The sequence below is a fragment of the Paenibacillus amylolyticus genome, from assembly GCF_051136285.1.
Classification (GTDB): domain Bacteria; phylum Bacillota; class Bacilli; order Paenibacillales; family Paenibacillaceae; genus Paenibacillus; species Paenibacillus amylolyticus_F.
Map to the genome: position 1 here is coordinate 1,066,379 of NZ_CP194938.1, position 24,761 is coordinate 1,091,139.

Consider the following 24,761-nt stretch of genomic DNA (forward strand, 5'->3'; position numbering starts at 1 on the left):
GCAGATAGAAAAAAGTCATTTAGCGACAGTCAAGTCGAAAAATGACTTTCCGGTGTTAACCGCGTCTACTATTAATATTCGCGTGTTGGTAACGCTTCTTTGGCTTGTTCCGATGTGAAGGTCGTTTCATCCGTGACGATGCGGGCTTCAATCTCTTTCCCGTCCACCACAGCCTGAACTGCCTCCATTAACTGAGGGCCGAGCAGCGGGTTACATTCCACGATAAAATTGATCTTGCCGTCGGCTGCTGCCTGCATACCATCTTTCACCGCATCGACAGAGATAATCGTGATATCTACGCCTGGTTTCAGACCTGCAGCTTCGATCGCTTGAATCGCGCCCAGTGCCATATCGTCATTGTGGGCATAGAGAACATCAATCTTTTTGTGAGCTTTGAGGAAGGCCTGCATAACCTCTTTACCTTTTGCACGAGTAAAGTCGCCCGTTTGTGACGCAATGACCTTCAGTTTGGCGTTGGAACCAATGACCTCCATGAAACCTTCTTTGCGATCGTTTGCTGGTGCAGAACCCGTTGTACCCTGCAATTCAACGATATTGATCTCTTCTTGGGTATCTTTATATTTGTCGCTCAGCCATTGACCTGCTTTGCGTCCTTCTTCAACAAAATCGGAACCGATAAACGTCTTGTACAACGATTTATCCGCTGAATCGACGGCACGGTCCGTCAGAATGACAGGGATGCCTGCATCCTTCGCTTCTTTCAGAACGGTATCCCAGCCAGACTCCACTACTGGAGAAAAGGCAATAACGGTTACCTTCTGCTGGATAAAGGAGCGTAACGCTTTAATCTGATTCTCTTGTTTCTGCTGTGCATCGGAGAATTTCAGATCATAACCTGCTTCTTTCGCTGAATCCTGAATCGATTTGGTATTGGCTGAGCGCCAGCCGCTTTCCGCGCCAACTTGGGAAAAACCAAGTGTAATCGTTTTGGAAGTGGCAGGTGCGCTGCCGTTCTCTCCTCCCGAACCTGCTTGATTTGTACCCGATGCCCCGTTGCCGCTGTTACAAGCTGTACTGACAAGCATAACCATCGCCAGTGTGATGGTAAGTCCCCACTTTTTTTTGCTTCGCATCATATGATCCTCCCTTGTAAGTTCACCTTGTGTGGTGTGATCACATTATAAAACGCTTACATCGCTCACTAATATGGAATGTCATGTGCATTTTATGTAATAATTTAGTAATTGTGGAGAGGATCTTATAAAAACGTGTAATTTTTTTGGTTTATCGTGCACTATTTTGCGATGACCTCCCATAGTTCAAATTCATGTTATAATAATGCTACCTTTTGATCATGATCCCTTCAGATGGAGTGGAATACGTTGAAACTTGTCCAATGGATAACTTCAAGCCTCAGGCTTAAATTGCTCAGTATGTTCATCATCCTCAGCTCTGTACCGTTGATCATCGTTGGATTGATTTCTTACCACAAGTCCTATACGGTTGTATCGAATCATAACAAAGCCTCCACACAACTGGCCGCTGATCAGCTCGCCAGAAACATCGACATCATGTTTGAAGATACCGAACGATTGCTGGAACTGGGCAAGAATCCGCAAGTACTACAGTATTTGTACGCTCAATCCGAGTCATATACGGAAGCCAAAGGCATTTTGCAGACGTACAATCTCTACCGGGAAACCTACAAATACGATAAGGTTCTCAATATTTCGTTTGTTAACTTTTATGGCAAAGGCATTAGTGAACGAAAAGGAGTCTTCAAGCTGGAACGCAACCCGCTTCGCAATCCCTATTTTCAATATCTGGTTCAGTACCCAAACGCCATTTTGCGAGTTCCTCATACAGCACCCTATGCTGAGCATAACCGTTTGGACGGATTCGTTTATCCCAAACAGAATGCGCTTTCAATCATGACAACGGTCAAGGAGCGTATTACACATGAAGTCATCGGTTTTATAGTGATTGATCTGAATGATTCGTTCATCGATGATTTTTTGACAATAACGAAAATTAAAGATTCCGGTTTCTTTTATATTAATGATCAATATGGAAAAACACTTTTCAAACCACCTGCGGACCAGGCATCTCTTGCCATTATCAACCAGATTAACTCCGTTCCTCTCCATGCACAGCAAGACAGCTTTAACCTGTCGGCAGGCTCCAAACCTCAGTTTGTCGTATACAGTACGTCCAAGCAGACTGGGTGGAAAATCATCGGTGCCGCGCCTTTTCAAGAAATCATTGCGGAAGCCAACAGCATTCGTCAGTTAATTATCATCAGTGTTTCATTAAGCGCTTTCTTTGCTATTTCTCTATATTTTTTCCTGAATAACAGACTCATTCATCCGATACAAATTCTAATGAACAAGATGCGAAAAGCGGCGAGCGGTTATCTGGAGGTCAAGGTCTCCCCTACCGGCTCAGACGAAATAGCGGATCTCGGCCAAAGCTTTAACATCATGCTGGAGAAAATCAAAACCTTGATCGACAAAAGCATCCAGGAAAATGAACAAGTCAAAATCGCTGAATTACGCACACTGCAAGCTCAGATTAATCCGCATTTTCTGTATAATACGCTGGAGTCTATTATCTGGATGGCCGAAGCCGAAAAGAAAGAAAATGTCATCAAGCTGGTTCAGGCCCTCTCCAAGTTTTTTCGTTTGAGTCTAAACAAAGGCTTTGACTGGGTATCGATCCAAACGGAGCTTGAGCATGCACGCAATTATCTGGTTGTTCAGCAGATGAGATATCACGATATTTTGACATACGAAATCAAGGTGAACCGCGAGCTTCAAGATTATCCGATTCTAAAAATGACCCTGCAGCCCCTGATTGAAAACGCCATCTACCATGGCATTAAAAACAAGCGTGGTCAAGGACTCATCTCGATTCAGGGTTACGTGGATGATACGAGCATCGTACTCACCGTACAAGACAACGGCATTGGCATGACACCTGAAAAACTAACTCAGTTGAGAGAAGAGCTCGAACAGCCGGCTGGCTCCCGTACCATTCAAGAAAAGGAGCAAGAAGGCGGGTTTGGTCTGCTGAATGTGCATGATCGAATACGTCTCTATTTTGGCCCGTCCTATGGCGTTGAGATGGAAAGCACCTATATGGAAGGAAGTACTTTTAAAATACGCATTCCAAAAAGCAAGGAGGTTCAGCATTGAAGAAGGTGATGATTGTTGATGACGAGATCGGTATTCGGGAAAACATACGGAGTAGCGTAAATTGGGAAAAGGAAGGTTTTCACTACTGCGGAGATGCGCCGGATGGAGAAATTGCCTTACCTCTAATTGAAGAATGGGCACCTGATATTCTCATTACTGACATTAAAATGCCGTTTATGAACGGTTTGGAGCTGGCCTCCATCGTCCGTGCGCAAAAACCAGAGATCAAGATCATTATTATGAGCGGTCATGATGAGTTCAGTTATGCCCAGGAGGCTATCCGGCTTGGTGTTACGGAGTACTGTCTTAAACCCGTGAGCGCGGCGGAGCTTCTTCAGACATTGCATCAAGTCCGTCAGAAAATCGATGAAGAAGAACAGCGAATGACAAACCGCACGATGACCCGGGAAAAACTGCTTGCCGATCTATGCGGCGGTCTCATCGGTACAACAGATGCCCTTGATTCAGCCAAAAAACTTTCGCTCCCTCTTTCCGCCAAATTTTACACCATCGTCATTGTTGACATCCGGTCGCAAGATGAGGCTCTGCACTCAGAACTGTTATTCAATAATACACTTCATTTTTTGGAGGAAAACTGTAGCATACATGTCGAACTTCTCCCCTACATTCGGAGCCGAACCGAGCTGGTGATGCTGCTTAAATCCAGTTCCGAAGACAGGATTACCGCTTATCTGGAACAGCTTCGAGGACCGATTCGCCTGGAACTGGAGCAACTGTTCAACTGCAGTGTTACACTTGGCATTGGTAGCCGCCAGGAGCGTCTGCAGGGCATTCATATCTCCTATCTGGAGGCGGATGAAGACAAATATATCACTCGTTTGACCCAACAAAACAAAGCTGCACTGCGCGAGACTCATCTGGACGATAAAATGAATATTTTGCTGGATCGTAGCCGGTTTCTTGAATTTCTCAAAATTGGTGACCCACATCTGCGTGACAGATTTGTACAGGAATTCGCTGCTCCATTAGAGTCGATTGACTGGAAGTCTTCATCGTATGGGTTCTATTTGTTAAATGATCTTACGCTTGAATCCTTTCGACTGGCGAATCAGCTCTTTCGTATGGGGGCCGACCCGGATGAAAACATAAGGAGCCTGCAGCAGAAAATCCAGGGAATTACAAGCTGGGAAGCCTGTACTCAATACCTCTGCTCTCTGTTGAATCTTTTATGGCAGCGAAGAGCAGCGTCCTCTGGCAAATATAGTGATGTGATTGATCAGGTCAAAGCGTATGTGTCAGAGCAATATAATAACGAGCAGGTTTCATTGAAGACGATCTCTGCACATGTCCGTATCAGCCCAAGTCATCTCAGCAAAATTTTCAGCCAGGAAACCGGCCAAACCATAACGGAGTACTTAACCCAAGTGAGAATCGGCAAAGCCAAGGAACTGCTGAAAACAACGAGCAACAAGACCTTTGAGATTGCGTTTAAGGTGGGGTATAACGATCCTCACTATTTTTCGAATATATTCAAAAAAACGACGGGAAGCACACCCAAAGAATATCGCACGCAAGGGATTGGGGCATTCGATGAATCGTCAGTGGACATGAGAAAAGAGCCGATGTATGAATAAACTCCAATGGGCTGACTGGATCTTGCTTATCATGTTGCTGCCATTAGCTGTAACTTCATGTTCGAGCCTAACTTCGAGTTCAATGAACATTTCCAGTTCAGACGATCTATCTTCCAAACGTCAGGAAGGAATACAGTATGCCGCTAAAGCTGTGGAACCTTCTGCGGAGAACAAAACTTTCGGAATCATCTACCCGATGACCTATCCGACTTATGAGATGATTACGATGGATGCTGCACAATCAGCTGAAAAGCATAATATCACCTTAACCGTCAATGCACCGGATGAGGCTAACACCGAACAACAAATCCGCATTGTGGAGAACATGATTAAACAGCGCGTTGATGGCATTGCCATTTCACCTGTGGATGCTGACGCACTCACACCTGTAATGAATAAAGCCAAGGAAGCCGGAATTCCCGTAGTCACGTTCGAATCCGATGCTCCCTCCAGCAAGCGGGCTGCTTATGTCGGAGCTGATAACTACCAGACGGGCCAACAGTTTGCCAGAACCACAGCGAGGCTGCTTCACAACGAAGGTATGATTTTAGTCGAAAGTGGTTTGCAAGAAATGTATGGTTTGCAACAGCGGCTAAACGGATTTATTGACTATATTCGTAATGAAACAGACATCGAAATTCTGGAGGTCAAATACAATCAAGGCAATGAAAATCGAGCCGTTGCGGATATTGAATCCATGATTGATGCCCACCCCCATTTTAATGCAGTCGTTGGGCTGGATTTTGTTTCTGTCTCTGCCTCTGCCCTCGTCTGGAAAGCCAAAGGCTTAAACCGTCACCTCATTGCTTTTGGTGACAGCTCGATCAGTGAAAAGGGACTGCTGAATGGCCAGCTATCCGCTGTCATTTCGCAAAATGAACGCGCGTGGGGAACGAAAATTGTTGAAACACTGCTCCGTGCCAGTGAGGGACTTTCTGTTGAAGAATTTAGAGATACGGGGATCACTGAATTAAATTAGGATATGGTTTGAAAGGAATCAAAAACACCCCACAGAGAGACTCTTTTATAGGGTCTGCTCTATGGGGTGTGATTTGATCATTTCAGTCTGGGGATCATCTTATATCATCGTCCTGAACCCGCAAGCCCTCAATCAGAATAAACAACGTAAGGGCTTGCCCATACCCCATTGGACTAATCGGTATGCCTTTATAAAACTGGGCATCGAGCCCCACAGGCGTTCCATAGGACACCTGCTGTACAACTCCGTCTTTATCAATTGGTGTAACACGGATGCAAACGCCTTCATGCCGATATGACGATAGGAGTCGTCCAGGTAGCCGTATCGGATTCCCTTAAGAATGCCGTATCCAAACGCTGCCGTTGCGGAAGTTTCTTTGTACGAGTCTGAATCATCCAGTACCGTGTGCCACATGCCATCCTCATGCTGCAGTTTGCTCAGTGCTTTGATCTGAGCAGTCGCTGTATCCAGGAGATAACCCTTCAGGCCATCCTCCATGGGCACGATATTCAAAAAATCCATAACCCCTGCCGTATACCTTGCATTGCCTCTAACCATCGTTTTACATCCCGCACTTCGGGCGTGCATTTCCTCTTTAATCCCCTTAAATGTACTTGTAATGTATTCACGCTCCTCCGGGGACCAATGTACCAACAACCGTTGGGGTGGCGGAATATGGACATGAGATATTCCAATTGACTAAGTTCAAGCATGTCCAATAACAATAATTCCGTAAAATTGACAAAACTTCTCTTGTATACAATCTCTCTCGAAGGATTAATCCGATGAGGGACTCCACCTCTGAATATAAACATATCCCCGGGCTTCGGCTTATAAATTCGATCACCGATTAAGAAGGTTGCATCCCCTTGGATAAAATAATGAATCTCATATCCATTATGTGTATGAATAGGCCATTCATCTTGAAAATTATCCGCTTCTGATCTCACATAAACTTCATTTTCCTGCAAAGCTATATTCGTCGGGGTGTGTATAGTTAACATCAATAAAGATCTCCCTTCTCAGAATATAAAAAAGCAATATAGTGTAATAAAATAAAATGATAGCGCTTTACAATAAATTGTATCACAGTTATTTCGACATAATCAGAACAATATTGCTGTATTGTTGATCACAATTGTTGCAAATGATTAGAAAGCATTTCACACACACTAAATACTGGAAACCAAAAAACCGCATGACAGCTTAGATGCTATCATGCGGTAAACAATACTCATAACGGTTTCCCTCCGGTTCACTTCTTGTTCTTACCCTTTTTTATTAAATGATCAATAATCAGACCCAATCCTGTCCAAAAAAGCAGATGTAATCCACAAATAAGAGGCTTAAACAAATATGTTGTCTCCGGGTTCATATTGATGTCTGTCAGCCAAGGATTTAATAATGGATTGAATGGATTTGTTAAATAAATCAAAATGTTTTTGTCATCATTACCAGATAGGTTGTTGAAACACACAAGCAATGAGAAAAGGACTAACCAGAAGGTCAGCTTTTTGAATATGTTCATCTTTCGTTTGTACCTCCTCTCTAAAAAACATACCCGATCCGTTTACTCAGGCCTAGAGATGTTATTGAGCTGTTCAAAATAATCTTTTTTGTGAAAATGGAAAGATGGAAACTTTGAATAATCCCAATATCCTCCTGCGGGGTCTTCCGTTCGATGTGGTTGTTCAGATTGACTCCATATTATGGAGTCATCTATTTCTGTGATTTTCACCAACAGCGGCCAGCAACCTGGCAGTCCGCAGTTACAGCCCAGGACTAAGGTTTTTCCTTCCTAATTAAAAATATCATCCTCTTGTAGCCTGCCTGTAAAGTGTGCTTCAATATGATCCACCATCTCAATATTAAGCCCTTCATATAAACCAGCAATTTCAGACTCGAATTGAGCTTCGTAACGCTTCATGCGCTCAACTAAAGATTCATTATTAACATAAATAGTAATAACGGAAGCTTCTTGTTCTTCTGAGTATTCAAGTTTAAATTCAATTGAATCCATAATCTAACTCCTATTTGAATAAATTGTCGCGGTTATCGCCCATCAGTTGCACTCCAAAGCTTGGACAATCTCACCATCAATAAGTTCCTCACTGATCCGTTGAAAACCACTTGATTCATATAGCGCATTTGCAACCAGATTCTCAGGTCTATGTCCAATCAGGATGCGTTTGCAGTCTAATGCCTTTTGCATCCATTGAACCAAGGCAAGAAGTGCATCTTTTCCATATCCTCTGCCTTGATATTTGCTATCAATCATAAGAGCAGGAAGCCAATAGTCACCCGCGTCATGAACTTGATCGGAGTACACTGCAAAACCAACCAAATCTGAATCATTATAAATTGCCATGGGTTGAAAATCTGTTACAAACCTGGACTCAGCCAACCAATAAACAACCGGTGCGGGAAACGTTTTTTTCTGTTCTTCACTTACCTCCAGACGGGTACAAGCAAACCAATCATCCGTCGTAACAGGCCTCACCTGAATAGTCATTTAAAATTCCTCCTAATGGTTTTCTTGCTTTTCCTATACACATATTCAACTGTTTTCTCATACTGCTATGACAACGGCTTTGTACCACAAGCGGTAATAAAGTTCATCATGGCATAGGCTTCTGGCGAATGATTTATGGCTTCGAAAGCTCGCTGTAACTGGTCAAACTCCTCCGGGCTAATGATCCCCTTTTCAACAAAATGTACAAAGCGCTGCAGATTAAATTGCTGTTTAAAGCCTTCTATCCCCAATAAATCGCTATGTTGAAGAACAGCATCCATGTCAATATGAATGTATCCGCTCTCAGAAAGCAGTCGCGGCAAACTTCTGCCAATTAACCGATTACCACCATGTTGTGCAACATAGTCCGCAATTTTCATTAATACGTTGTGCAAAGCCGGTATATCCGGATTCACTGCCCCAAAAACACCATCATCAACATCAATAATAGCAAGGCGACCACCGGGCTTGAGCACACGATAAATCTGTTGCGCTGCTTCGATCGGATTATCCAGGTGAAGAAAGATGAGTCTAGCTACCACAAAATCAAACGTATCATCCGGCAAATCCATCTGATAAATGGATGATTGCACAAATTGCAGTCGCTCAGAAGAAATGTCTTTCAGCCGTTCTTTAGCTTGTGCTTGTAACGTATGATCAATCTCAAGCGAGGTTATCTCGCTGTCTGGCAAGCTGTTCAATAATTGCTCTGTTATGTAACCAGGTCCGCTTCCGACCTCCAATACACGCATTCCATTTTTGAGCCCATACCACGCCAGATTACGGAATTCTTTGGTCCATCCCATAACGGCTTGTATCCTTAACCTCTCTAGTTCATCTTGAAAACTTAACACTGCGCTTTGGATACTGTAAGTTGAACGCGAATCCATCTTATTCTCCTCCTGCTCTTCATTGAAATTGTAAATCTAAATACCTACACTTTTTTCCTGCCTAAAAAAAGAGCAACCTTGTGATGTTTCTCTATCGTTCCGCCTGCACATCGTTTTCCATCAAAAGCCTCCCATTTCTATCTGAATTCTTTTATGAAACATTGACTAAACTTACCATATTTTATTATTCTTGAACATAAGAGAACAAACCTCTCAATAATGGAATGATACTGTTTCTGGTGCTTAAGTTATTAAAATGGATCGGGGTGTTCGGATGAAAAGTATCTTTGAACCAAGGCATGGTGCTGAAATTACAGAGCGCATTGATCAACTCAGAGAAGATTTCACACCTCTGTGGGGAACGATGCGGGTTTCTCAAATGTTAGCTCACTGTTCGGCTTTTCACGATATTCCCCTGGGTAATACTTTTCCACCAAGAGGGTTGCTCGGAAGACTTGTTGGACGGTTTGCCAAACCGATGTTTTATAATGAAAAGCCCTTACCACATAATATGTCGACTATTCCAACAATCGTTATTGATGATGATCGAGTGTTCATAGCTGAGAAAGAAAAGCTGAAACAACAGATCAACACTTTTCAAGTCAACGGCCCGGATCAATGCTCCCAACATCCCCATCCTTTCTTCGGAAAACTGACAGCTGAACAATGGGGAAAAGGAATCTATAAACATTTAGATCATCATCTAAAGCAATTTGGGGTTTAACCACGCTCGGACATACCGCACCAACCAAAAAAAGCCCATGGCAAAATTGAAACCTAATAATACATCTCTGCATATACCAAGCTCCAATATGCCATGGGCGATATCGAGTTAAGCACTTACTCTTTACTTCTTGCTTTCTATACACCGCCAGTGAGGGTCACAACCGATTTCCCCGGAATGTTTACGATAAAAGACTGCTCCTCTTCCGTAGCTGTAACTTTCTCCTGACAAACCAGATCCAGTTCCGCATTGGTTACATAAGACTCCATTGTATTGACCGTTCCCTTCAAACCTAACTCATGAAGGTGGACCTGAACGCTTTTGTCCTGTTCACCATGATTCACAAAAACGGCCGTCACCGTTTGCTCTCCCGCATGGACATAGGCAGAACCAAGCAAACCACTGTCGGCTTCCTCACCAAGCCCGGTCAGGTCGATTCGCTTCGCACCAGGCCGAATGAATCTGCTGTAGTTGCCGAGTACCCATAGCATTTTGGAGGTTAGAATATTTTGCTCGTCGCCAGCCTCATTAAAATCCGTATAGATTAACCCATCTTTGTAATCCACTTTGGACACCGCTGTCCACCATTGCCATGCAGCCGCACTTGCTTCTACAAGGTCAAAATGAATCGTTCTTGCAACATGAAGCGCAGGTTCGATGCCTAAATCCCGTCCAGGGCCATAATCCCCCAAAATGCAATATTCCGTGACCCAATACTTGCTGTCCGGATCATAATGTTTCATGTTGTTGTGCAGTAACTGCCTTAATCTGACCAACCGATCGTCTCCGGGATTGCTGTAGTCAGACCAGTAAGAGTGAGAAGCGATTTTGTTACCTATGGCTTCTTTCACCTGAGGATCACCGATCATGTCCTTTATGTATTCCCGATACTTCCCTGTCCCCAGCTTGTTAGCGCCGCTGGAATACGTGCCACTTCCCGCAAACTGACGATAATATTCATCGTCCAGCAGCGACGTGATTTCCACTCCATCCGGTGCACTAATCCGTGCCTGTAGATCCGTCTGCTGCAGCTGGCGGTATATTTCCAGAATCACTTGTTTCAGGTCATCATTATTATAACGATTAGCTTCCTGCCAAGCCTGATTCCAGTCCCAAGTCGGCTCGTTGATCGGACTAATATAATCGAAAGCAAGTCCTTTTTGCTTGAAATACGTTAAAACATCAATTAAATAGGCCGCAAACTTCCCCTCATAGCCTGACTTCAGATTTGTTGAACCTACTTCAAGATCAGGCTGAGCATGACCATTTTGGGTCATCCACACCGGAGGGCTGTTTACAAACGCGATCAGGGTCTCAACGCCCCGATCATGAGCAGCCTGAAGAAACCATTGTTGGCCAGACTGTCTACTCCAGTCATATTCATCTTGCTCGGATATTTTGAAGGCTTCCGCTCGTCGCCACGGGTCAGGAATGCGATCCTGATCTGATTCTGTTGAGCCTGCGCCTATGTTGAAACGCCACGCGGACAAACCGATTCCTTTATCTCTGCAAAATAACAGGTCGGCGATCCGGATCTTATTTTCCGCAGTCCAATGTTTCCCGAGCGGTTCCATCGACCAGGCATCCGAAGCACCAAAATTGTCAATGCTCTGATAACCTGTCTTCCCATCAATCGTGACTTGTGCATCCGGCTTATTTTTTGTTTTAGGCTCATCTCGTTGCATCCCTTATCCTCCTCTTCCTGAACTATTTTTTAGACATCTGTACCAACGAGCCATTGCTTTGCTATGGATAAGAGACTGCCATTGTTTAGACAGCCTCCTATGAGTTAACTGCTCTTATCCTACAAGACCGGAACGTTCCACACTCTCGACAAAATGACGTTGAACGAACAGATAAATGATAATCAGCGGTAGAATCCCCATCAGCACACTCGTATTCATCATCATGGACATAAAAAATGGATCTTGTGTATAAGATGCCGCAGCTTGCCCTCCGCCCGTCAGATACGTGGCAATCGTAAAGCCCGAGGAAGACATCATCGACGACATGACTTTGGGTTCGTTCAGGTACATATTGGTGAAAAATGAGTCATTCCACTGCCATACGAACGAAAACAGCATGACTGTAACCATCGAAGGTATCGCATTGGGCAGAATAATACGCCAAAACGTTTTGAAATATCCTGCACCATCCACGTATGCCGCCTCTTCAATCTCACGTGGAATGCCTCTGAAGAACTGGCGGAAAATGTAGACATACAGCCCTGTCTTCACACCCATCCCCAGCGCAGCCGAGATTAGAAATGGCCAGTACGTGTTAATCAGATTGGCAGGACTGCCTCTGAATAGTTCGATCAGACCCATCACATCAAAGTTTTTAAAGTTGAGATAGAGCGGAATCATGATTGTCTGTGAAGGCACCAAAATGGTGAAAATCACAGCTGCAAATAGAAAACCACTGCCTCTGAACTTGATTCTTGCGAAGCCGTAACCTGCCAGAACACACGTTATCGTCTGAAGTAACATCACCGCAGAAGACAACCATAGGGTGTTCATCAGCACGCCGGGATAGTTCATCGCCGTGAAGACCAGTTTAAAGTTTTCCAGCGTAAACGTACGCGGAATCCAGATCACCGTTGGATCATACAGATCGGACATGCTTTTAAAGGAAATCGATATTTTTAATAAAATCGGATAAAGAATGACAAATGAGATACCAAAGATCAGGACAAATCTGACCAAAATCCACGCCCATTTCTTGATTGCTTCAAACCAGTAGGCTGTGGAACCCAGGCGCTGCAGCCATTCCTTTTTCACTGGTGGCTGCCCTGCTGCGGTTTCTGTCTTCATGTCAGGCCTCCTTCAGGATTACTAGTTTTGATAAAAGACCTTGCGGGATACCAGGACGGTCGTTACCCACAGGATCAGTGCGATAACGGCAAAGTACATCCATGACATCGCCGCACTGAGTCCAAAATTAAAGCTCTTGAAGGCCGTATCTACCACAAGCCGACTTGTCTGGTCACTGATGAAACTGTCCACGATGGTATACACCAGGTTCGTCAGAATCAACGGGCTCAGCATAGGGAACGTAATTTTCCAAAAGGCTTCATAACCTGTAGATCCTTCAATTTTGGCCGCTTCATATAGCGATGGAGAGATCGACTGCAGACCTGCCAGGAAAATCAGAATCTGAACGCCGGATTGACTGACAATCTCGTAAATTCGGCTGACCGCACCTGTCAGGTATTCAACAATAATAGGACTCATCCCAGATTCAAGCAGCATAATGGTCAGATTCAGATTTTTCATCACGGACAGTCCACCGCCCGTCATATCGTTCGCACTACGGACAACAGATTGCATCAAGTCCCCGTTTTCAATACTCGCAATAATTCCTGAGGCCAGAATAACCGGAAGGAAAAAGATGGCTCTCGCCAACACCCTTCCATGAAACTTCTGATTCAGAATCACGGCAAAAAACAGGCTGAAGATAATAATTAACGGTGTGTTCACGGCAATATTGATCACAGATTCCGTCAACATCCTTACATAGGATTCATGAGAGAATAGCGCTTCGCGGAAATTCGCCAAACCAATAAACTCCAGCGTAAATCCTTCATTAGACACCTGAAGATTGCTCAGACTGTATCGGAACGAAGAGATCAGCGGCACCATGAACAGCAGCAGGAAACCGATGAACCAGGGTAGGATGAAATACAAACCGTAATATCTGTTTTTTTGTTCTAGTGATAATTTTTTGAGTTTCATTCCGGCATGTCACCTCCTACCTGGTAGCTCTTCGCTGCAACACTTATGCCTTTTATATTCACAGCAGCATCGTTGTAATTCACAATGACCGTTTTGCCTTTTTCAAAAGTCGTTTGATAAACACCCTTGCTTAGCTTCTCATGTTTAACGATGGTTTGATTCTGTACGTCCTGCAGTACGTTACTCAGTTCCTTATACCGCTCAGCGGATTCCTGAATCCAGCGCCGATAATCGGCTGAGTACAACGCGTCAAAACTCGTCAGTTTGATCGCAGATGGATCTGCATAGAACCACGTATAATATGGTGCCGATCCCGTTTCAATCGCCCGCAGCATCTGCATATGGGAATCCTGATCATCCGCCATATTCCAGGCCATACCTGTATACTGCACGTAGCCATGATATACCAGCTGGAAGAAAGGCACCGCTTCATCGGTGATGTTAAACCCGCTGTTGCTCACAGGTGCATCCACGATATGTCTGGCATACGGACTTGCATAACTATTGCCGCCTTCCACGAGAAGTGATGCTTCTGAACTGCGCACCTGCTCAAGCTGCTGCATAATCACCTCTTTGGCCTGCTCTCGATTGATCACCTTAGCGCGGTTGAAATCCGAATTCAGCTGATCACCCAGGTCACGAAGAGACAGCCCTGAAAGTCCCATCTCTTTGTAATCTCGCAAAAATCCGCTCACGATACCCGGCACCGCTTCAGGACTGATAACATACCCCGGAGGAACCTCATCATCGCGTATAAAGGTGGAGATTCGGTACGGGAACAACTGAGCGAGTTTGCCCGTAATTTGCCGTGAAGCATACGATTTCTTGAAACCTTTTGCTTCCGGGAACGCCTCCAGGAATGATACGTCCGGGTATAATCCAAAACCATTCTGTTGTGCATAAGCTTGCAGGCTTTGGAAACCTTTAACGCCTCCAAGCTTCTTGTCAACGTCGATGGACTTCGGCATGTCGTGATGGATTCCTCCGTTGAACCATCCCGAGTATCGAAGCTGGATGTCCTTCACACCCAGGCTCTGCATCTCTTTTAAAATATCCTGTGCCTCTTCAAACGTCGTCAGCGGTTCGTAGGCGTTGTACGGGATGCCAAGAAAGAACTTTTTCTTCGGGATGCCGCCAATCAGTTCGACGTAAAAAGGCAGTTCGGTATCATCAGCCAAACGGATGAGTTTCTTTTGCTGGGTCAGATAATCCCGATAGGTAGAGGCCATGCCGGAATAGCTTGCATCGTCTGCACCCAGGAATTCATAAACAACAGCCATCTCGTTATGAAAAGGCTGCGCCTGAAAACGTTTGACTGTGCTGGAACGCCAGCCATTCGTAAGGGTAACCTCTTCCATACTGCTCAGCGTAAAGCTTGAGTGTACGGTATTATACTGATTCAATCTGCCGCTAACATCCGCCTCGACGGATGCAACTGCATCACCTTTATCAATAACAGCAAGGTATCCTTTGTCTCCGTAACTCATGCCGAACACTGGCATTCTCGCCTTCTGTTCCTTCTGAATCTGGGAGAGCTGGTTCACAGCATCATCGCCCCCGTACAGAGCCGTACTATAAGGGGATACCAACGTTTTTTTGTTATTAAAATAAATCAGTGATCCCGATCCGTCCGGCACCAGACTATATCCTTTATCCTTCGGCCCACTGGCTCCGAAAAATGGCAACAGGGACAACGATTGAATCTTCATCGTATCTGGATACTGGATTCCGTTCTCTGGAATCGATACTCGCAAACGTCCGTCTTCAAGTCGATAATGTACAGGAACAACAACACTCGCAAGTCCGTTTTCTTCTTCACCATAGGCCGCTTTATCAATCGCGATCTGTGCCTCATCATAACCAACGGACTCAAAAATCCGGGTTACTTTGGACAAACCTACACCTTTCAGAGAAGAGTCCCGTCTCTCAAAACGTTTGTTCTTCTCATCGTACTTAAAGCGCTTCTCGATCTCTTTCTGGTCTCTTTCTTTCAGTTTCGCGAGAATCAACGTGTTAAAGCGTTCCTCGCTAATATATTTAGGGATAGCTTCAATATCACTTTTGACTTCACCCAGCGTGTATACGATGTTGAGGCCGTCCTCTACTTTTTCAACTTCGAACTGACCACTCTCTACACTGTGCGTAAAATTATCGTATTTGAGTGCATTGCCCGTATTATCGTAATACGTCAATTCAAACTGCACATTCAGCTGGGATTTGTTATAACCGGTCGCAATGGCATCCGCTTCACGATCCTGCGGGTTAGAAAACCACATAGCACCGTTCTGCTTATCCTTGACTGCAATCTCTGTCGTTTCCGGCTTTAGATATAGAGTCAAGCCATCCTTCTCTGCAACGGCTTCCATTCCCTCCGGGACAGCTACGGCTTTATCATTCTCTTGATTTGCAGATGCTGCCTTCGGTTCTGAGCTGGTCGCAGCGGATGGTTTCGTTCCCTCACTTTTACCGACCGTTTCTGTAGACTCTTTTAATGATGAAGCTTGTTGTGTTTCAAACGACTCAGCAGACGTACTCTTATCCGTCTCTTGTGAATTGCCAGATGTGGTTACCACACGTTCCGATACGGACTCCGCATAGTTGACATTTTGAGCCATGAACAAGCTTGCAATGAGGATGGCCGCTGCTAATGCGGTACGCTTTTTTCTCATATCAGGCACCTCCTTTCTTCTCCTATTCGCGCAGTGTGATCTCTTGAAAGAGGGTGTAACCAAAACTGATGATCTGTTGGATCAGACTAAAGAAAAGTAAACCCAGGAAGATTACAACGCCCATGACAACCAGGGTAAGCAGCATGGTCGTAATCGTTTTCATGACTGAATACTGATGTACCGTCTTGGTTCCAATAAAAAGCAACCATACAAACCAGATGACACCGAACGAATCAAGCAAGTAATAAAAAGAAGATTCGCGCAGCGTAATCACATTACTCAGCAAAATATTAGGGATGTTGACCAGAATAAGCGGAAGCATCGCATACCCTGTTGCCATCAGAATGTCTTTGAACTTGCCTTCTCCGTCCATCAGTGTAGTCAGCGACCAATTGGAGATACACCAGAGGAGAAAAGGAAGCACAATATACTTAAACTCATTAATACTGTTGAGCGAAAGTGGATAGTTGTTATTCACAACATATCCGGCAAACTGTCGCTTCAAGATCATCGTTACTGTCACGGCAAGCAGCACCAGCAATGCCACACGCAGTCTGCCTTTATTTTCATACTTCAAATCCCAGTATCCATCAAAAGGGCGTACCGCTACATGCAGAGAGTATTTGAGCTCCTTAATTAGCGACATCTCTGACCCCCCTCTCATTCCTTGATCTGACGACTCGGCGCCAGACGATGATGCTGATTAGCAATGCAATCGCCACCGTCATATAAATGCCGAAATATTCCCGCATGTATTCTCTGCGATATTTCGCTAAAGCTTTGGAATAATATTCGCGGTCATTCCCCAGCTTCAGATTGGTCATGGCTTCCTTGTACTTTCCTTCTCTCAGCATCGATTTGCCGATACCGACATAAGCCATTTCATAGTTGGCATCCAGGCGCAGTACCTCCTGCCACAACTTTGCCGCCTCGGTATGTTTGCCGGAGCTGTACAACCGATTGGCCTCATTGACCAAGCTTCCAAAGGTTGTGGACTTGAATTCTGTAATCCGGCCGAGATCCCGATCCAGTACATAGATAGCATCCCCGTGGCTTTCAATGGCTACCGGATTTTTGAATGTACCGATCTGATTGCCCAGCTGACCGATGACATAGAGCAGATTGCCATCCTCGTTATACGTGAACACCCGTCCTCTCGTTGAATCCAGTGCACGGTAGACACCGTTACTGGACACTTTGATATCACTGAAGGAGGATCGATTGATGCTCAAGTCACCGACCGGTGCAAATTCTCCGTTGACCCGAAGCACGTCTATGCCGGACGGATTCAATCTTTTGACCGCGGAGGCTGTGTTTTTGTCCGCTGTCGTTGTATAGATAAAACCGCCGTCATCGATATCAGCATTGTTGAACTCCAGCGGGATAAAACGAATCATTTTTTCTCGTTGCTCCTTGGTCGATACTGTTTTCCAGAACAGATCAACCGGATCAAACTGCACGCGATTCGTACCCATAAATCCTGTAAAACGTCCGTCACTATCAAACTCAATCAAGCCTTCGAAGACCCCGCGGCCAACCACATAGATCCGTCCTGCTTTGTCCACGATGACCTTTCGAGGAAAGTACTCAAACGTATCACTCAGCACATCCGACTCCGGCGCACCGATGGCACGCACAAACGTGCCGTCCTGATTCAACTCTACGATTCGTCTGTTTTCCGTATCCGCTACGTAGATTTGACCCGCCTCCGTAACGAAGAGACCTTCAGGATTGTTAAAATTGTCCTGTTTACCGTCATGCTTAAAACCCTGGATGACACGAACCGTTTCCCATTTTTCGTTCAAGACAACGATCCGTCCATTCCCTGAATCCAGAACATAGAGCAAGCCATCTTTTGCAGCATATAAATCCAGTGGAGACTGCCACGCTCCTGTTCCGGCCTCTTCACCTGTGATTACTCTGGAGGGAAGAAACGCGATGGGTGACTTAACCGCATCTCCCCAGTAGTTGTAGGTATATCCCTCATACGGTGCCGCATGAGCCTGGTTATGTCCGAGTCCGGCAATCAGCAGGGAAGCTGCCAGAACGATCAGCCATGATTTCACTCTCATCTCTAACACCCTCTCTTAATCCTTCATGCCGGATGAAGCCATCGTTTGAATGACATTGCTCTGCGACAATACAAACGTTACGATTGGTACTGTCATCATGATGACAGCAACGGCAGCGCCTACCCCCGCACGAGCAATCCCCCCTTGTACAATCTGTCCCATAGCGTAATGCATCGTTTTGAGCTGCTCACTGTAGATGAAGCTTCCACCATCGGTTCCCCACAGCATCTGCATCATCAGGATGAGCAAGGTTAACCATGCCGGTTTTACTAGCGGCATAACCACCTGTAAGAAAATCCGATACTCGCTCGCACCGTCCATTTTAGCTGCCTCCAGCAAGGCATCCGGGATCTGCTCCATAAACTGCTTCATCAGATACAAGCCGAGTGGATAAGCAAAAGCCGGAATAATGATCGCTTGATACGAGTCAAGCCAGCCGAGTGTCGACATGATCATATAGTTCGGAATGGCCGTGACATGCGGCGAGAACATCAGTGACAAGACAATCACCGTGAACAAAATCTTATGTCCGCGAAACTTGTGTTTTGCCAGTGGATATGCCGCCGCAGAGGCCAGAATGATATGACCGAACGTACCCGCTGCGGTAATAAATACGGTATTAAAAATGTATCTGGAAAAGGGAACCCATGAATTTTTCATGACCTGAAACAGATCCGAATAATTTTCGAGCGTTGGATTCCGAACAAACAAGGTTGGCGGGAAAATGAACAGCTCATCCAGCGGTTTAAACGCATTGTTGATCACGTAGATGAGCGGAACCGCCATAAACGCGCCAAATCCGCCAAGTACAAGGAACAGCAGGATATCGACCTGCCAAGATCTGTTGATTTTCCGTTTCATACGCAAGGCTATCTTCATCCGCTATTCCCCCACTCTCTTCAGAAGCTTTTGTACAAGCAGGTTGGAACCCAGCATCAGACCGAATAACACCGTTGCAATGGCAGACGCATAACCCATTTCAAAGCGGATCGTTCCATAATCCATCAAGTGAGTGACAATCGTATGCGCACCATACTGCACACTTGGGAAACCGGCAAGTGCCGTAGCCACTTCGGCAACTGCTAGAGATGCCGTAATCTGAATGACTGCACCAAACATCAGCTGAGGCCGCATCGAAGGTAGCGTAATGTACCATAGTTCCTGCCAACGATTCTGAACTCCATCGATAGCACCCGCTTCATACAGCGTACGATCCACGGTCTGCAAACCGGCGATGAATGCCAGGAAACTGGTTCCCAAGCTGAGCCACAGTTGCACAAGCATGATGATCGCCAGCATATACTTAGGATCTTGAAGCCACAGGATGGGCTCATACAGGACCCCTATTTTCATTAAGAATCCGTTCATAATGCCGTACGAATCCCCGGAGAAAATAATTTGCCAAATGAAAAACACATTGCCCGAAATCGAAGGCGCAAAAAAGATCAGTGTCATGAAGGCTCTCACCTTGGGATTCAGCTCATTGATCAGCCATGCAAAAACAAAACAGGCGATGTAACTGATCGGTCCGGTAACCACCGAGAAGATAATCGTATTTTTGAGACCGATCAAGAAAACATCATCATTCCAGAGCAGCTTGGAGTAGTTCTCCCAGCCGACCCATTGCGGAAACTCCAACATATTAAAATTGGTGAAGCTGAAGAAGATGGAGATGATGACGGGAAACACAGTAAATAGTAAAAATAACAACATATACGGTGATAGCAGGACATACAAATGTTTATCCCGCTTCATATCTCTGACAAAGAGTTCCCATTTGCCCGGCATGCCGGCAGGCGTGCGCTTGGGCTGAGAACCGGTTTTAGTCACCATGTTTGCCTTTTGCAAAAGAGTCCCTCCCTAGCGCATTCCGTCCAATTTAAACTCTTTTCGTTTCTGCTGAATTTCATAGTTAATTTCCTGCACATAATCATAGATGGCGTCAGTGGAATTCGTACCGTTATTGACGACCTCACGCAATGCATTGTCCAGATGACGACCTGTAAAGTAACCTCCAGGAACCTCCGGAACCCCCTGCACCCACTCCCACTGTTCTTCCAAACTGCGGTAATCGCGAATTGGCCACGGTAACTCTTGTAATGCTTCAATGTTGGCGGTTGGATAGCGCGCAGCAGCTCCCATCAGACCTTCCATTTCCCGTCCGAATCGAACTTGTGCATCCTTGCTGACCCACCATTTCATGAATTCCCATGCCGCATCCTTATGCTTGGATTGCTTGAGCATTACAGTTGCCGTACCTCCACTCGCCACATCCCGTTTGATGCTTCCATCCTTCTGCTTGAGGCCTGGAACCGGAACGAATTCCCATAATCCCTTGATCTCTGGAGCAGAGACGGACAGATAGTTGTAGAACGTGTAATCCATAATACCGACCGGCATTTCTCCTGTTCTAAAACGCATCGGAAAATCAAAAGTGAGCGGAAGCTTATAACTGGTATAGAAATTCGTCCACTCTTTGAACGCCTCAAGCCCTATCTCCGTATCCATGCCACTCTTGGCACCATGGTCCAAATAAAATGAACCGCCCATCTGGTACAGCAACATTGCATATGCCCGGTTCACTTCGAGTACCGGTACACCTGTCGTTTGAGCAAGCGGCAGTGCCATTTCCATATTGTGCTTCTGTAGCACCGGGATCATGGCATACACGTCTTCCCACGTTTGCGGTGGCTTCAGATCAAGCTGCTCCAGAATATCTTTTCGGTAAAATAACATGTTGAAGATTTGCTGTTCCGGCAGCGCAAATACTTCATCCTCAAATTGATAAGGAACCATTGCACTGTCTCTGAACTGTTTAATTAATTCGTGATAACCCGGATACGTGGACAAATCCTCTGCTGCGTGCCGCATGCCGAAGTTAACCGGCACATCATTACCTACTTGCATAGCCACATCCGGACCTTCTCCTGCGAGCGAGGCACGAAGCAACACATCTGCATTGACCAGCTTGAGATTAACACTGATGCCAGTCAGCGGCGTAAATGTATCATCAATCATCGCTTTTAATACCTGCGCCTGGTCGCGGCCTGTACCAATCCAGACGGTAACGGATTTATCTTCATCGGCTGTGCTACCAATCGTGTCATAATCTTCGAAGAAGGAATGGAAGAAAGACGACACCTCATGTCCGACTTTGCGGAAAGCCGAATCAGTTGCTTTTGGCAACTTCTCATCAGGTGAGGCCAAGAGCAGATAATCAATCTCCAGTGGTTGCTCACGCACTTCCAAGAGCCAAGAACCGACACTACCGACGTTGATTTTGAATTGGGACAACCGTTTCTGAACGGTTTCCGGTTTATCGGCCAGATCGGCCAGCTGATATGCGGTTTTATTCAAAATCGCCGTTTTATCACTCTTTTCTCCTGTTAGACGAATCAACTCTTCAGATACTGCATTCAAAATATCACCTTGCTCACGAAACACTTTCACCATGTCCGGAATCTGTTTCTCTAATTGATAATCACGATACGGGTCAGGTACATTACCTGTGATCATCAGAATTTTCCGATACATTGCATTGATCTCAAGCACACTGGCTTCAACCTGACGGATCAGAGGCGCGATGGCTCCCAGACTGACCTCAAGTTGCAAATTATGTTTTCCTTTGGTCAAATAAAATAAATACGGCTCATCTTCATTCCCCAAGACGTTCATCTGCCAATCGGAATCATAGAAGAATGGTATCTGTGTCATCTCTTTGAATGGTATTTTGTTATCAATCTGCAGCGAACGGGTGGAGTATATGCCCCTCAGCAATTCCTGTCTGCCTTTGATCGCAATCTTATATAATCCATCCTCCGGTACATCCATTTCCCATGCAATCCATTGCCCCGGCACACGCCAGTTGTTTCCGCCAATGGTGTTCATTCTGATTTTAGAAACATCATAAGGCTCCGTCGATGTGCTGGATCGATCTGTAATGGGATACAATGTCGGTGATGACTTGGTTGCGGCTTGTTCCCCTTGAACTTTGATCAAGTGTCCACTTGTTGCCGCGTATCCCTTCGATTCGTACTCCTGCTTCAGTTCGGCGTAGGATGGCGGTTCTTCGTAATGATGCAGTTTGATCGAATCAATGACCATCGGCTCCCGTGTTGATACAAGCTTTATGGAGTGTTTCCCTGCTGAAAAATAAAACTGGTACGGCTCTTCATAATAGCCTTCTTTATCTCTCAGGATGGACTCCTGCCACATCGGTGCTTCAATCTGACGCGGACGCAAGTCATTGCCTCTGTTGTCCTGCTCGATTTCAGACTTCTCGTTGACCCAAACACGGTGAAAGCTCATATTACGTGCACTATTAAAAGGGAGTTCCCCATCAATCCATAATTCGCGTTCAATGGCAGAGCTCTTTCCTTGAATCGGATAATAGCGCAAGGTCATGTGATACATCCCGGATTCCGGCACATCCACGTCCCATTGCACTGAACCACTTTCCTCTGTTCGTATAAACTTGCCCGTTTCGCCGCCGAGCTCCATGATCATCTCGGGTTTCATTCCTTCAGCAGCTGTGTAATCTGCTCCCTGAATGACAATTTCCCTGGAAGGCCTTTTTTCGTTCTGGAATTGCTGCAGATAATAATCATAGCTACCCTCAGCAGCAGACTCCGATATCGGCATCACACGGCTCGGATCTGATGTTCGATTTCCGGTTTTCGAATTGCCGCTTGCACCGGAACTGAATATCGCATACACCACGACGAGCATTAACATGACGACAACAATCGTCACTCGGGATAATGTGAATTTCACCCAATGCCCCTCCTTTAACTGACTCTCGTGAACCTAATCAGATGGACGGCCCCGCATACTGTTTTCCGGCTAACGGGAACAGACATGAGGCCGTTACTTCTCCTATCGCATCAATCGAAAAATTGCTGTATAAGTTGAATTAAAGATAGTTTACACGGAGCACTCCGATGACAGAATGACCTCCCATCGCTGTTATCCCCGGATTTTTTTGATTCCCTTTTCTAAATAAATAGTTCAACTTATATAAATCATTTTTTCTTGTCCTGCTCTCCACTCAATACTTTTTTCACCGCAGCCTGCGCAGGTGCAATAACTTGTGCAACACCTGTAGAAGGTGTAACTTCACCTTTGACAAACTTCTCCGTTACGCTGTCTAGCTGCTCCTTGATGCCGAGACCACCGAAGCGTCCACCAAACAAGCGCTGTACCTTACCATCATCATTCATCGCATTTGCAATCGATGTTTCATCCGGCAAAATATTCTCAAGGGAGAGCCGGCGATTATCTTGCCAGTTATCAAAGTCTTGCAGCTCTTCCCAGATCTTCACGATTACATCGGCATCCTTAACTCCCTTAGGAATCACGTAAGCTGCCGTCTGACCGAATGGTTCATGATATGTCTTCGCTTGAGGTCCCTTCGGCATATAGACATAACCCCACTCATCCTTCAGCTTATCTACGATCCGACCTTCAATCTCCCATAGTCCCCCCGGATACATTGCAATGGTACCTTCTCCGAAGTATTTGGCTGGATCTTCCCAGTCGTTTCCTCCGTTCGCTTTGATCACTTTATGCTCATTGTATAGGCTATGCAGGAAGTTAAGCGCTTCCATTGCTTCGGGTGAATTAAACGTGACTTTGCCGGTCTGCTCATCGTACAATTTGCCGCCATTACTCGCGATCAGCATCTCCGAAAGCACGTAATGTGCACCAGCCAGGCCATATTGATCCATTTTTCCGTCACCGTTGCCGTCAACCGTTAACTTTTTAGCCGCATCCAACATCGTATTCCAGTTCCATTTATCCTCATCCATTAACTGCTGCGGGTCTTTCAAACCTGCTTCCTTGAAGATCCGTTTGTTATAGAACATGCCACTTTCATTCGGTGTATACCAGCTTTCCAGGCCATACACCTTGTCGCCTCCAAAGCGCATCGAATCAACAACATCTTTTTCCACCCGAGTGTCTTTGAGATAATCATCCAGCGGTGTCAGAAATCCGCCCTGCATTAGTCCCCAGATGAAACCATCGGGAATACGCACAATTTCCGCAAAAGGCTCGTTGGCGAGCACAGAAGAAGACAGTTTTTCAGAAGTAGACCAGTATTCGGTGTTCAGATACTTAATCTTCACGTTATACTTTTCTTCCACCATTTTGATCCGTTCACGTGCTAGTTCATCCGACTCCGAATCCCCTTTTGGTGTGGCATCCCACCAGTGCGATATTCGAATGACCCGTCCGTTCAGATCAGGAGCTGGCGTAGCCTCTTCCTTCACTTCTTCCTTCGCGGGTGCTGTGTTAGTCTCTGTTTCAGCTGGTTTAGCAACAGGCTCGGCCGGTTTGTCAGAACCGCTGCATGCAGACAAAAGCATGATCAATGCAGAAAATAAAACAAATAACATCACTTTGTTAGACATCATTTTTTTCAACATGGGCTG

Annotated in this window: 20 protein-coding genes and 1 pseudogene; 4 read left to right on the top strand and 17 right to left on the bottom strand. The window is 45.5% G+C overall.

Translation table 11 applies throughout. The features are described from left to right. Positions 1–71: 71 nt before the first annotated feature. Entirely contained in the window at positions 72–1,094 is a 1,023-nt protein-coding gene (locus ACR8BL_RS04675; RefSeq protein ID WP_434756709.1) for a substrate-binding domain-containing protein, read from the bottom strand. Positions 1,095–1,343: 249 nt separating this feature from the next. Between ACR8BL_RS04675 and ACR8BL_RS04680 the strand changes: the two genes are divergently transcribed. From ACR8BL_RS04680 to ACR8BL_RS04690, 3 genes are all read left to right on the top strand, one after another. Then, the gene (locus ACR8BL_RS04680) at positions 1,344–3,155 is read left to right on the top strand and encodes a sensor histidine kinase (RefSeq protein WP_434751546.1); all 1,812 of its coding nucleotides are present in this window, start codon (positions 1,344–1,346) and stop codon (positions 3,153–3,155) included. Positions 3,156–3,160: 5 nt separating this feature from the next. Further along, the gene (locus tag ACR8BL_RS04685; protein WP_434753015.1) at positions 3,161–4,750 is read left to right on the top strand and encodes a response regulator; all 1,590 of its coding nucleotides are present in this window, start codon (positions 3,161–3,163) and stop codon (positions 4,748–4,750) included. A gap of 82 nt (positions 4,751–4,832) precedes the next feature. Beyond that, positions 4,833–5,729, top strand: a complete 897-nt coding sequence (locus ACR8BL_RS04690) for a sugar ABC transporter substrate-binding protein (RefSeq protein ID WP_434758325.1) — start codon at positions 4,833–4,835, stop codon at positions 5,727–5,729. A gap of 132 nt (positions 5,730–5,861) precedes the next feature. On the opposite strand, the gene ACR8BL_RS04695 is transcribed toward ACR8BL_RS04690, so the two are convergent. The 6 genes and pseudogenes from ACR8BL_RS04695 to ACR8BL_RS04720 form a co-directional block, all read right to left on the bottom strand. Then, positions 5,862–6,386, bottom strand: a complete 525-nt coding sequence (locus ACR8BL_RS04695) for a glycoside hydrolase family 88 protein (protein ID WP_434751548.1) — start codon at positions 6,384–6,386, stop codon at positions 5,862–5,864. Between the two features lie 155 nt (positions 6,387–6,541). Beyond that, a pseudogene (locus ACR8BL_RS04700) lies at positions 6,542–6,733 on the bottom strand (AraC family ligand binding domain-containing protein); the annotation flags it as partial. 251 nt (positions 6,734–6,984) lie between these two features. Continuing rightward, positions 6,985–7,257 carry a hypothetical protein gene (locus tag ACR8BL_RS04705; RefSeq protein ID WP_434751549.1) on the bottom strand — a complete coding sequence of 91 codons (273 nt, stop codon included), beginning with the start codon at positions 7,255–7,257 and terminating at the stop codon, positions 6,985–6,987. A gap of 270 nt (positions 7,258–7,527) precedes the next feature. Beyond that, entirely contained in the window at positions 7,528–7,749 is a 222-nt protein-coding gene (locus tag ACR8BL_RS04710; protein ID WP_434751550.1) for a hypothetical protein, read from the bottom strand. Between the two features lie 42 nt (positions 7,750–7,791). Further along, positions 7,792–8,241, bottom strand: a complete 450-nt coding sequence (locus tag ACR8BL_RS04715; protein WP_434751551.1) for a GNAT family N-acetyltransferase — start codon at positions 8,239–8,241, stop codon at positions 7,792–7,794. A gap of 65 nt (positions 8,242–8,306) precedes the next feature. Next, on the bottom strand, positions 8,307–9,131 hold the full coding sequence (locus tag ACR8BL_RS04720) for a methyltransferase domain-containing protein (protein ID WP_434751552.1): 825 nt from the start codon (positions 9,129–9,131) through the stop codon (positions 8,307–8,309). Between the two features lie 274 nt (positions 9,132–9,405). Between ACR8BL_RS04720 and ACR8BL_RS04725 the strand changes: the two genes are divergently transcribed. Beyond that, the gene (locus tag ACR8BL_RS04725; protein ID WP_434751553.1) at positions 9,406–9,855 is read left to right on the top strand and encodes a DUF1569 domain-containing protein; all 450 of its coding nucleotides are present in this window, start codon (positions 9,406–9,408) and stop codon (positions 9,853–9,855) included. Between the two features lie 137 nt (positions 9,856–9,992). Here ACR8BL_RS04725 and ACR8BL_RS04730 read toward each other — a convergent pair whose 3' ends face one another. The 10 genes from ACR8BL_RS04730 to ACR8BL_RS04775 form a co-directional block, all read right to left on the bottom strand. Continuing rightward, positions 9,993–11,540 (bottom strand): glycoside hydrolase, encoded by a 1,548-nt coding sequence (locus ACR8BL_RS04730; protein WP_434751554.1) that lies wholly within the window; start codon positions 11,538–11,540, stop codon positions 9,993–9,995. A gap of 114 nt (positions 11,541–11,654) precedes the next feature. Continuing rightward, a complete protein-coding gene (locus ACR8BL_RS04735) occupies positions 11,655–12,668 on the bottom strand; it encodes a carbohydrate ABC transporter permease (protein WP_434756577.1) in 1,014 nt (337 codons plus the stop codon). A gap of 21 nt (positions 12,669–12,689) precedes the next feature. Further along, complete coding sequence (locus ACR8BL_RS04740) at positions 12,690–13,589, bottom strand: carbohydrate ABC transporter permease (RefSeq protein ID WP_434751556.1); 900 nt, start codon at positions 13,587–13,589, stop codon at positions 12,690–12,692. Further along, a complete protein-coding gene (locus tag ACR8BL_RS04745; protein ID WP_434751557.1) occupies positions 13,586–16,258 on the bottom strand; it encodes a DUF5696 domain-containing protein in 2,673 nt (890 codons plus the stop codon). Before ACR8BL_RS04745 ends, ACR8BL_RS04740 begins: the two co-directional genes overlap by 4 nt. A gap of 22 nt (positions 16,259–16,280) precedes the next feature. Then, positions 16,281–16,904, bottom strand: coding sequence for a Yip1 family protein (locus ACR8BL_RS04750; RefSeq protein ID WP_434751558.1), 624 nt, complete (start codon positions 16,902–16,904; stop codon positions 16,281–16,283). Beyond that, on the bottom strand, positions 16,891–18,330 hold the full coding sequence (locus tag ACR8BL_RS04755; protein ID WP_434751559.1) for a gluconolactonase: 1,440 nt from the start codon (positions 18,328–18,330) through the stop codon (positions 16,891–16,893). The genes ACR8BL_RS04750 and ACR8BL_RS04755 overlap by 14 nt, the downstream gene beginning before the upstream one ends. A gap of 15 nt (positions 18,331–18,345) precedes the next feature. Then, positions 18,346–19,191, bottom strand: coding sequence for a carbohydrate ABC transporter permease (locus ACR8BL_RS04760; RefSeq protein WP_434751560.1), 846 nt, complete (start codon positions 19,189–19,191; stop codon positions 18,346–18,348). Positions 19,192–19,212: 21 nt separating this feature from the next. Beyond that, the gene (locus ACR8BL_RS04765; RefSeq protein ID WP_434753016.1) at positions 19,213–20,118 is read right to left on the bottom strand and encodes a carbohydrate ABC transporter permease; all 906 of its coding nucleotides are present in this window, start codon (positions 20,116–20,118) and stop codon (positions 19,213–19,215) included. A gap of 72 nt (positions 20,119–20,190) precedes the next feature. Next, positions 20,191–23,064, bottom strand: a complete 2,874-nt coding sequence (locus tag ACR8BL_RS04770; protein ID WP_434753017.1) for an extracellular solute-binding protein — start codon at positions 23,062–23,064, stop codon at positions 20,191–20,193. A gap of 287 nt (positions 23,065–23,351) precedes the next feature. Further along, entirely contained in the window at positions 23,352–24,755 is a 1,404-nt protein-coding gene (locus tag ACR8BL_RS04775; protein ID WP_434751561.1) for an ABC transporter substrate-binding protein, read from the bottom strand. Positions 24,756–24,761 lie beyond the last annotated feature (6 nt).

Coding starts and splice junctions, on each gene's coding strand:
- ACR8BL_RS04675 (WP_434756709.1), bottom strand. CDS start 1,094: ATGCGAAGCAAAAAAAAGTGGGGACTTACCATCACACTGGCGATGGTT.
- ACR8BL_RS04690 (WP_434758325.1), top strand. CDS start 4,833: ATGAACATTTCCAGTTCAGACGATCTATCTTCCAAACGTCAGGAAGGA.
- ACR8BL_RS04705 (WP_434751549.1), bottom strand. CDS start 7,257: ATGAACATATTCAAAAAGCTGACCTTCTGGTTAGTCCTTTTCTCATTG.
- ACR8BL_RS04710 (WP_434751550.1), bottom strand. CDS start 7,749: ATGGATTCAATTGAATTTAAACTTGAATACTCAGAAGAACAAGAAGCT.
- ACR8BL_RS04715 (WP_434751551.1), bottom strand. CDS start 8,241: ATGACTATTCAGGTGAGGCCTGTTACGACGGATGATTGGTTTGCTTGT.
- ACR8BL_RS04720 (WP_434751552.1), bottom strand. CDS start 9,131: ATGGATTCGCGTTCAACTTACAGTATCCAAAGCGCAGTGTTAAGTTTT.
- ACR8BL_RS04725 (WP_434751553.1), top strand. CDS start 9,406: ATGAAAAGTATCTTTGAACCAAGGCATGGTGCTGAAATTACAGAGCGC.
- ACR8BL_RS04730 (WP_434751554.1), bottom strand. CDS start 11,540: ATGCAACGAGATGAGCCTAAAACAAAAAATAAGCCGGATGCACAAGTC.
- ACR8BL_RS04735 (WP_434756577.1), bottom strand. CDS start 12,668: ATGAAGACAGAAACCGCAGCAGGGCAGCCACCAGTGAAAAAGGAATGG.
- ACR8BL_RS04740 (WP_434751556.1), bottom strand. CDS start 13,589: ATGAAACTCAAAAAATTATCACTAGAACAAAAAAACAGATATTACGGT.
- ACR8BL_RS04745 (WP_434751557.1), bottom strand. CDS start 16,258: ATGAGAAAAAAGCGTACCGCATTAGCAGCGGCCATCCTCATTGCAAGC.
- ACR8BL_RS04750 (WP_434751558.1), bottom strand. CDS start 16,904: ATGTCGCTAATTAAGGAGCTCAAATACTCTCTGCATGTAGCGGTACGC.
- ACR8BL_RS04755 (WP_434751559.1), bottom strand. CDS start 18,330: ATGAGAGTGAAATCATGGCTGATCGTTCTGGCAGCTTCCCTGCTGATT.
- ACR8BL_RS04760 (WP_434751560.1), bottom strand. CDS start 19,191: ATGAAACGGAAAATCAACAGATCTTGGCAGGTCGATATCCTGCTGTTC.
- ACR8BL_RS04765 (WP_434753016.1), bottom strand. CDS start 20,118: ATGCCGGGCAAATGGGAACTCTTTGTCAGAGATATGAAGCGGGATAAA.
- ACR8BL_RS04770 (WP_434753017.1), bottom strand. CDS start 23,064: ATGTTAATGCTCGTCGTGGTGTATGCGATATTCAGTTCCGGTGCAAGC.
- ACR8BL_RS04775 (WP_434751561.1), bottom strand. CDS start 24,755: ATGTTGAAAAAAATGATGTCTAACAAAGTGATGTTATTTGTTTTATTT.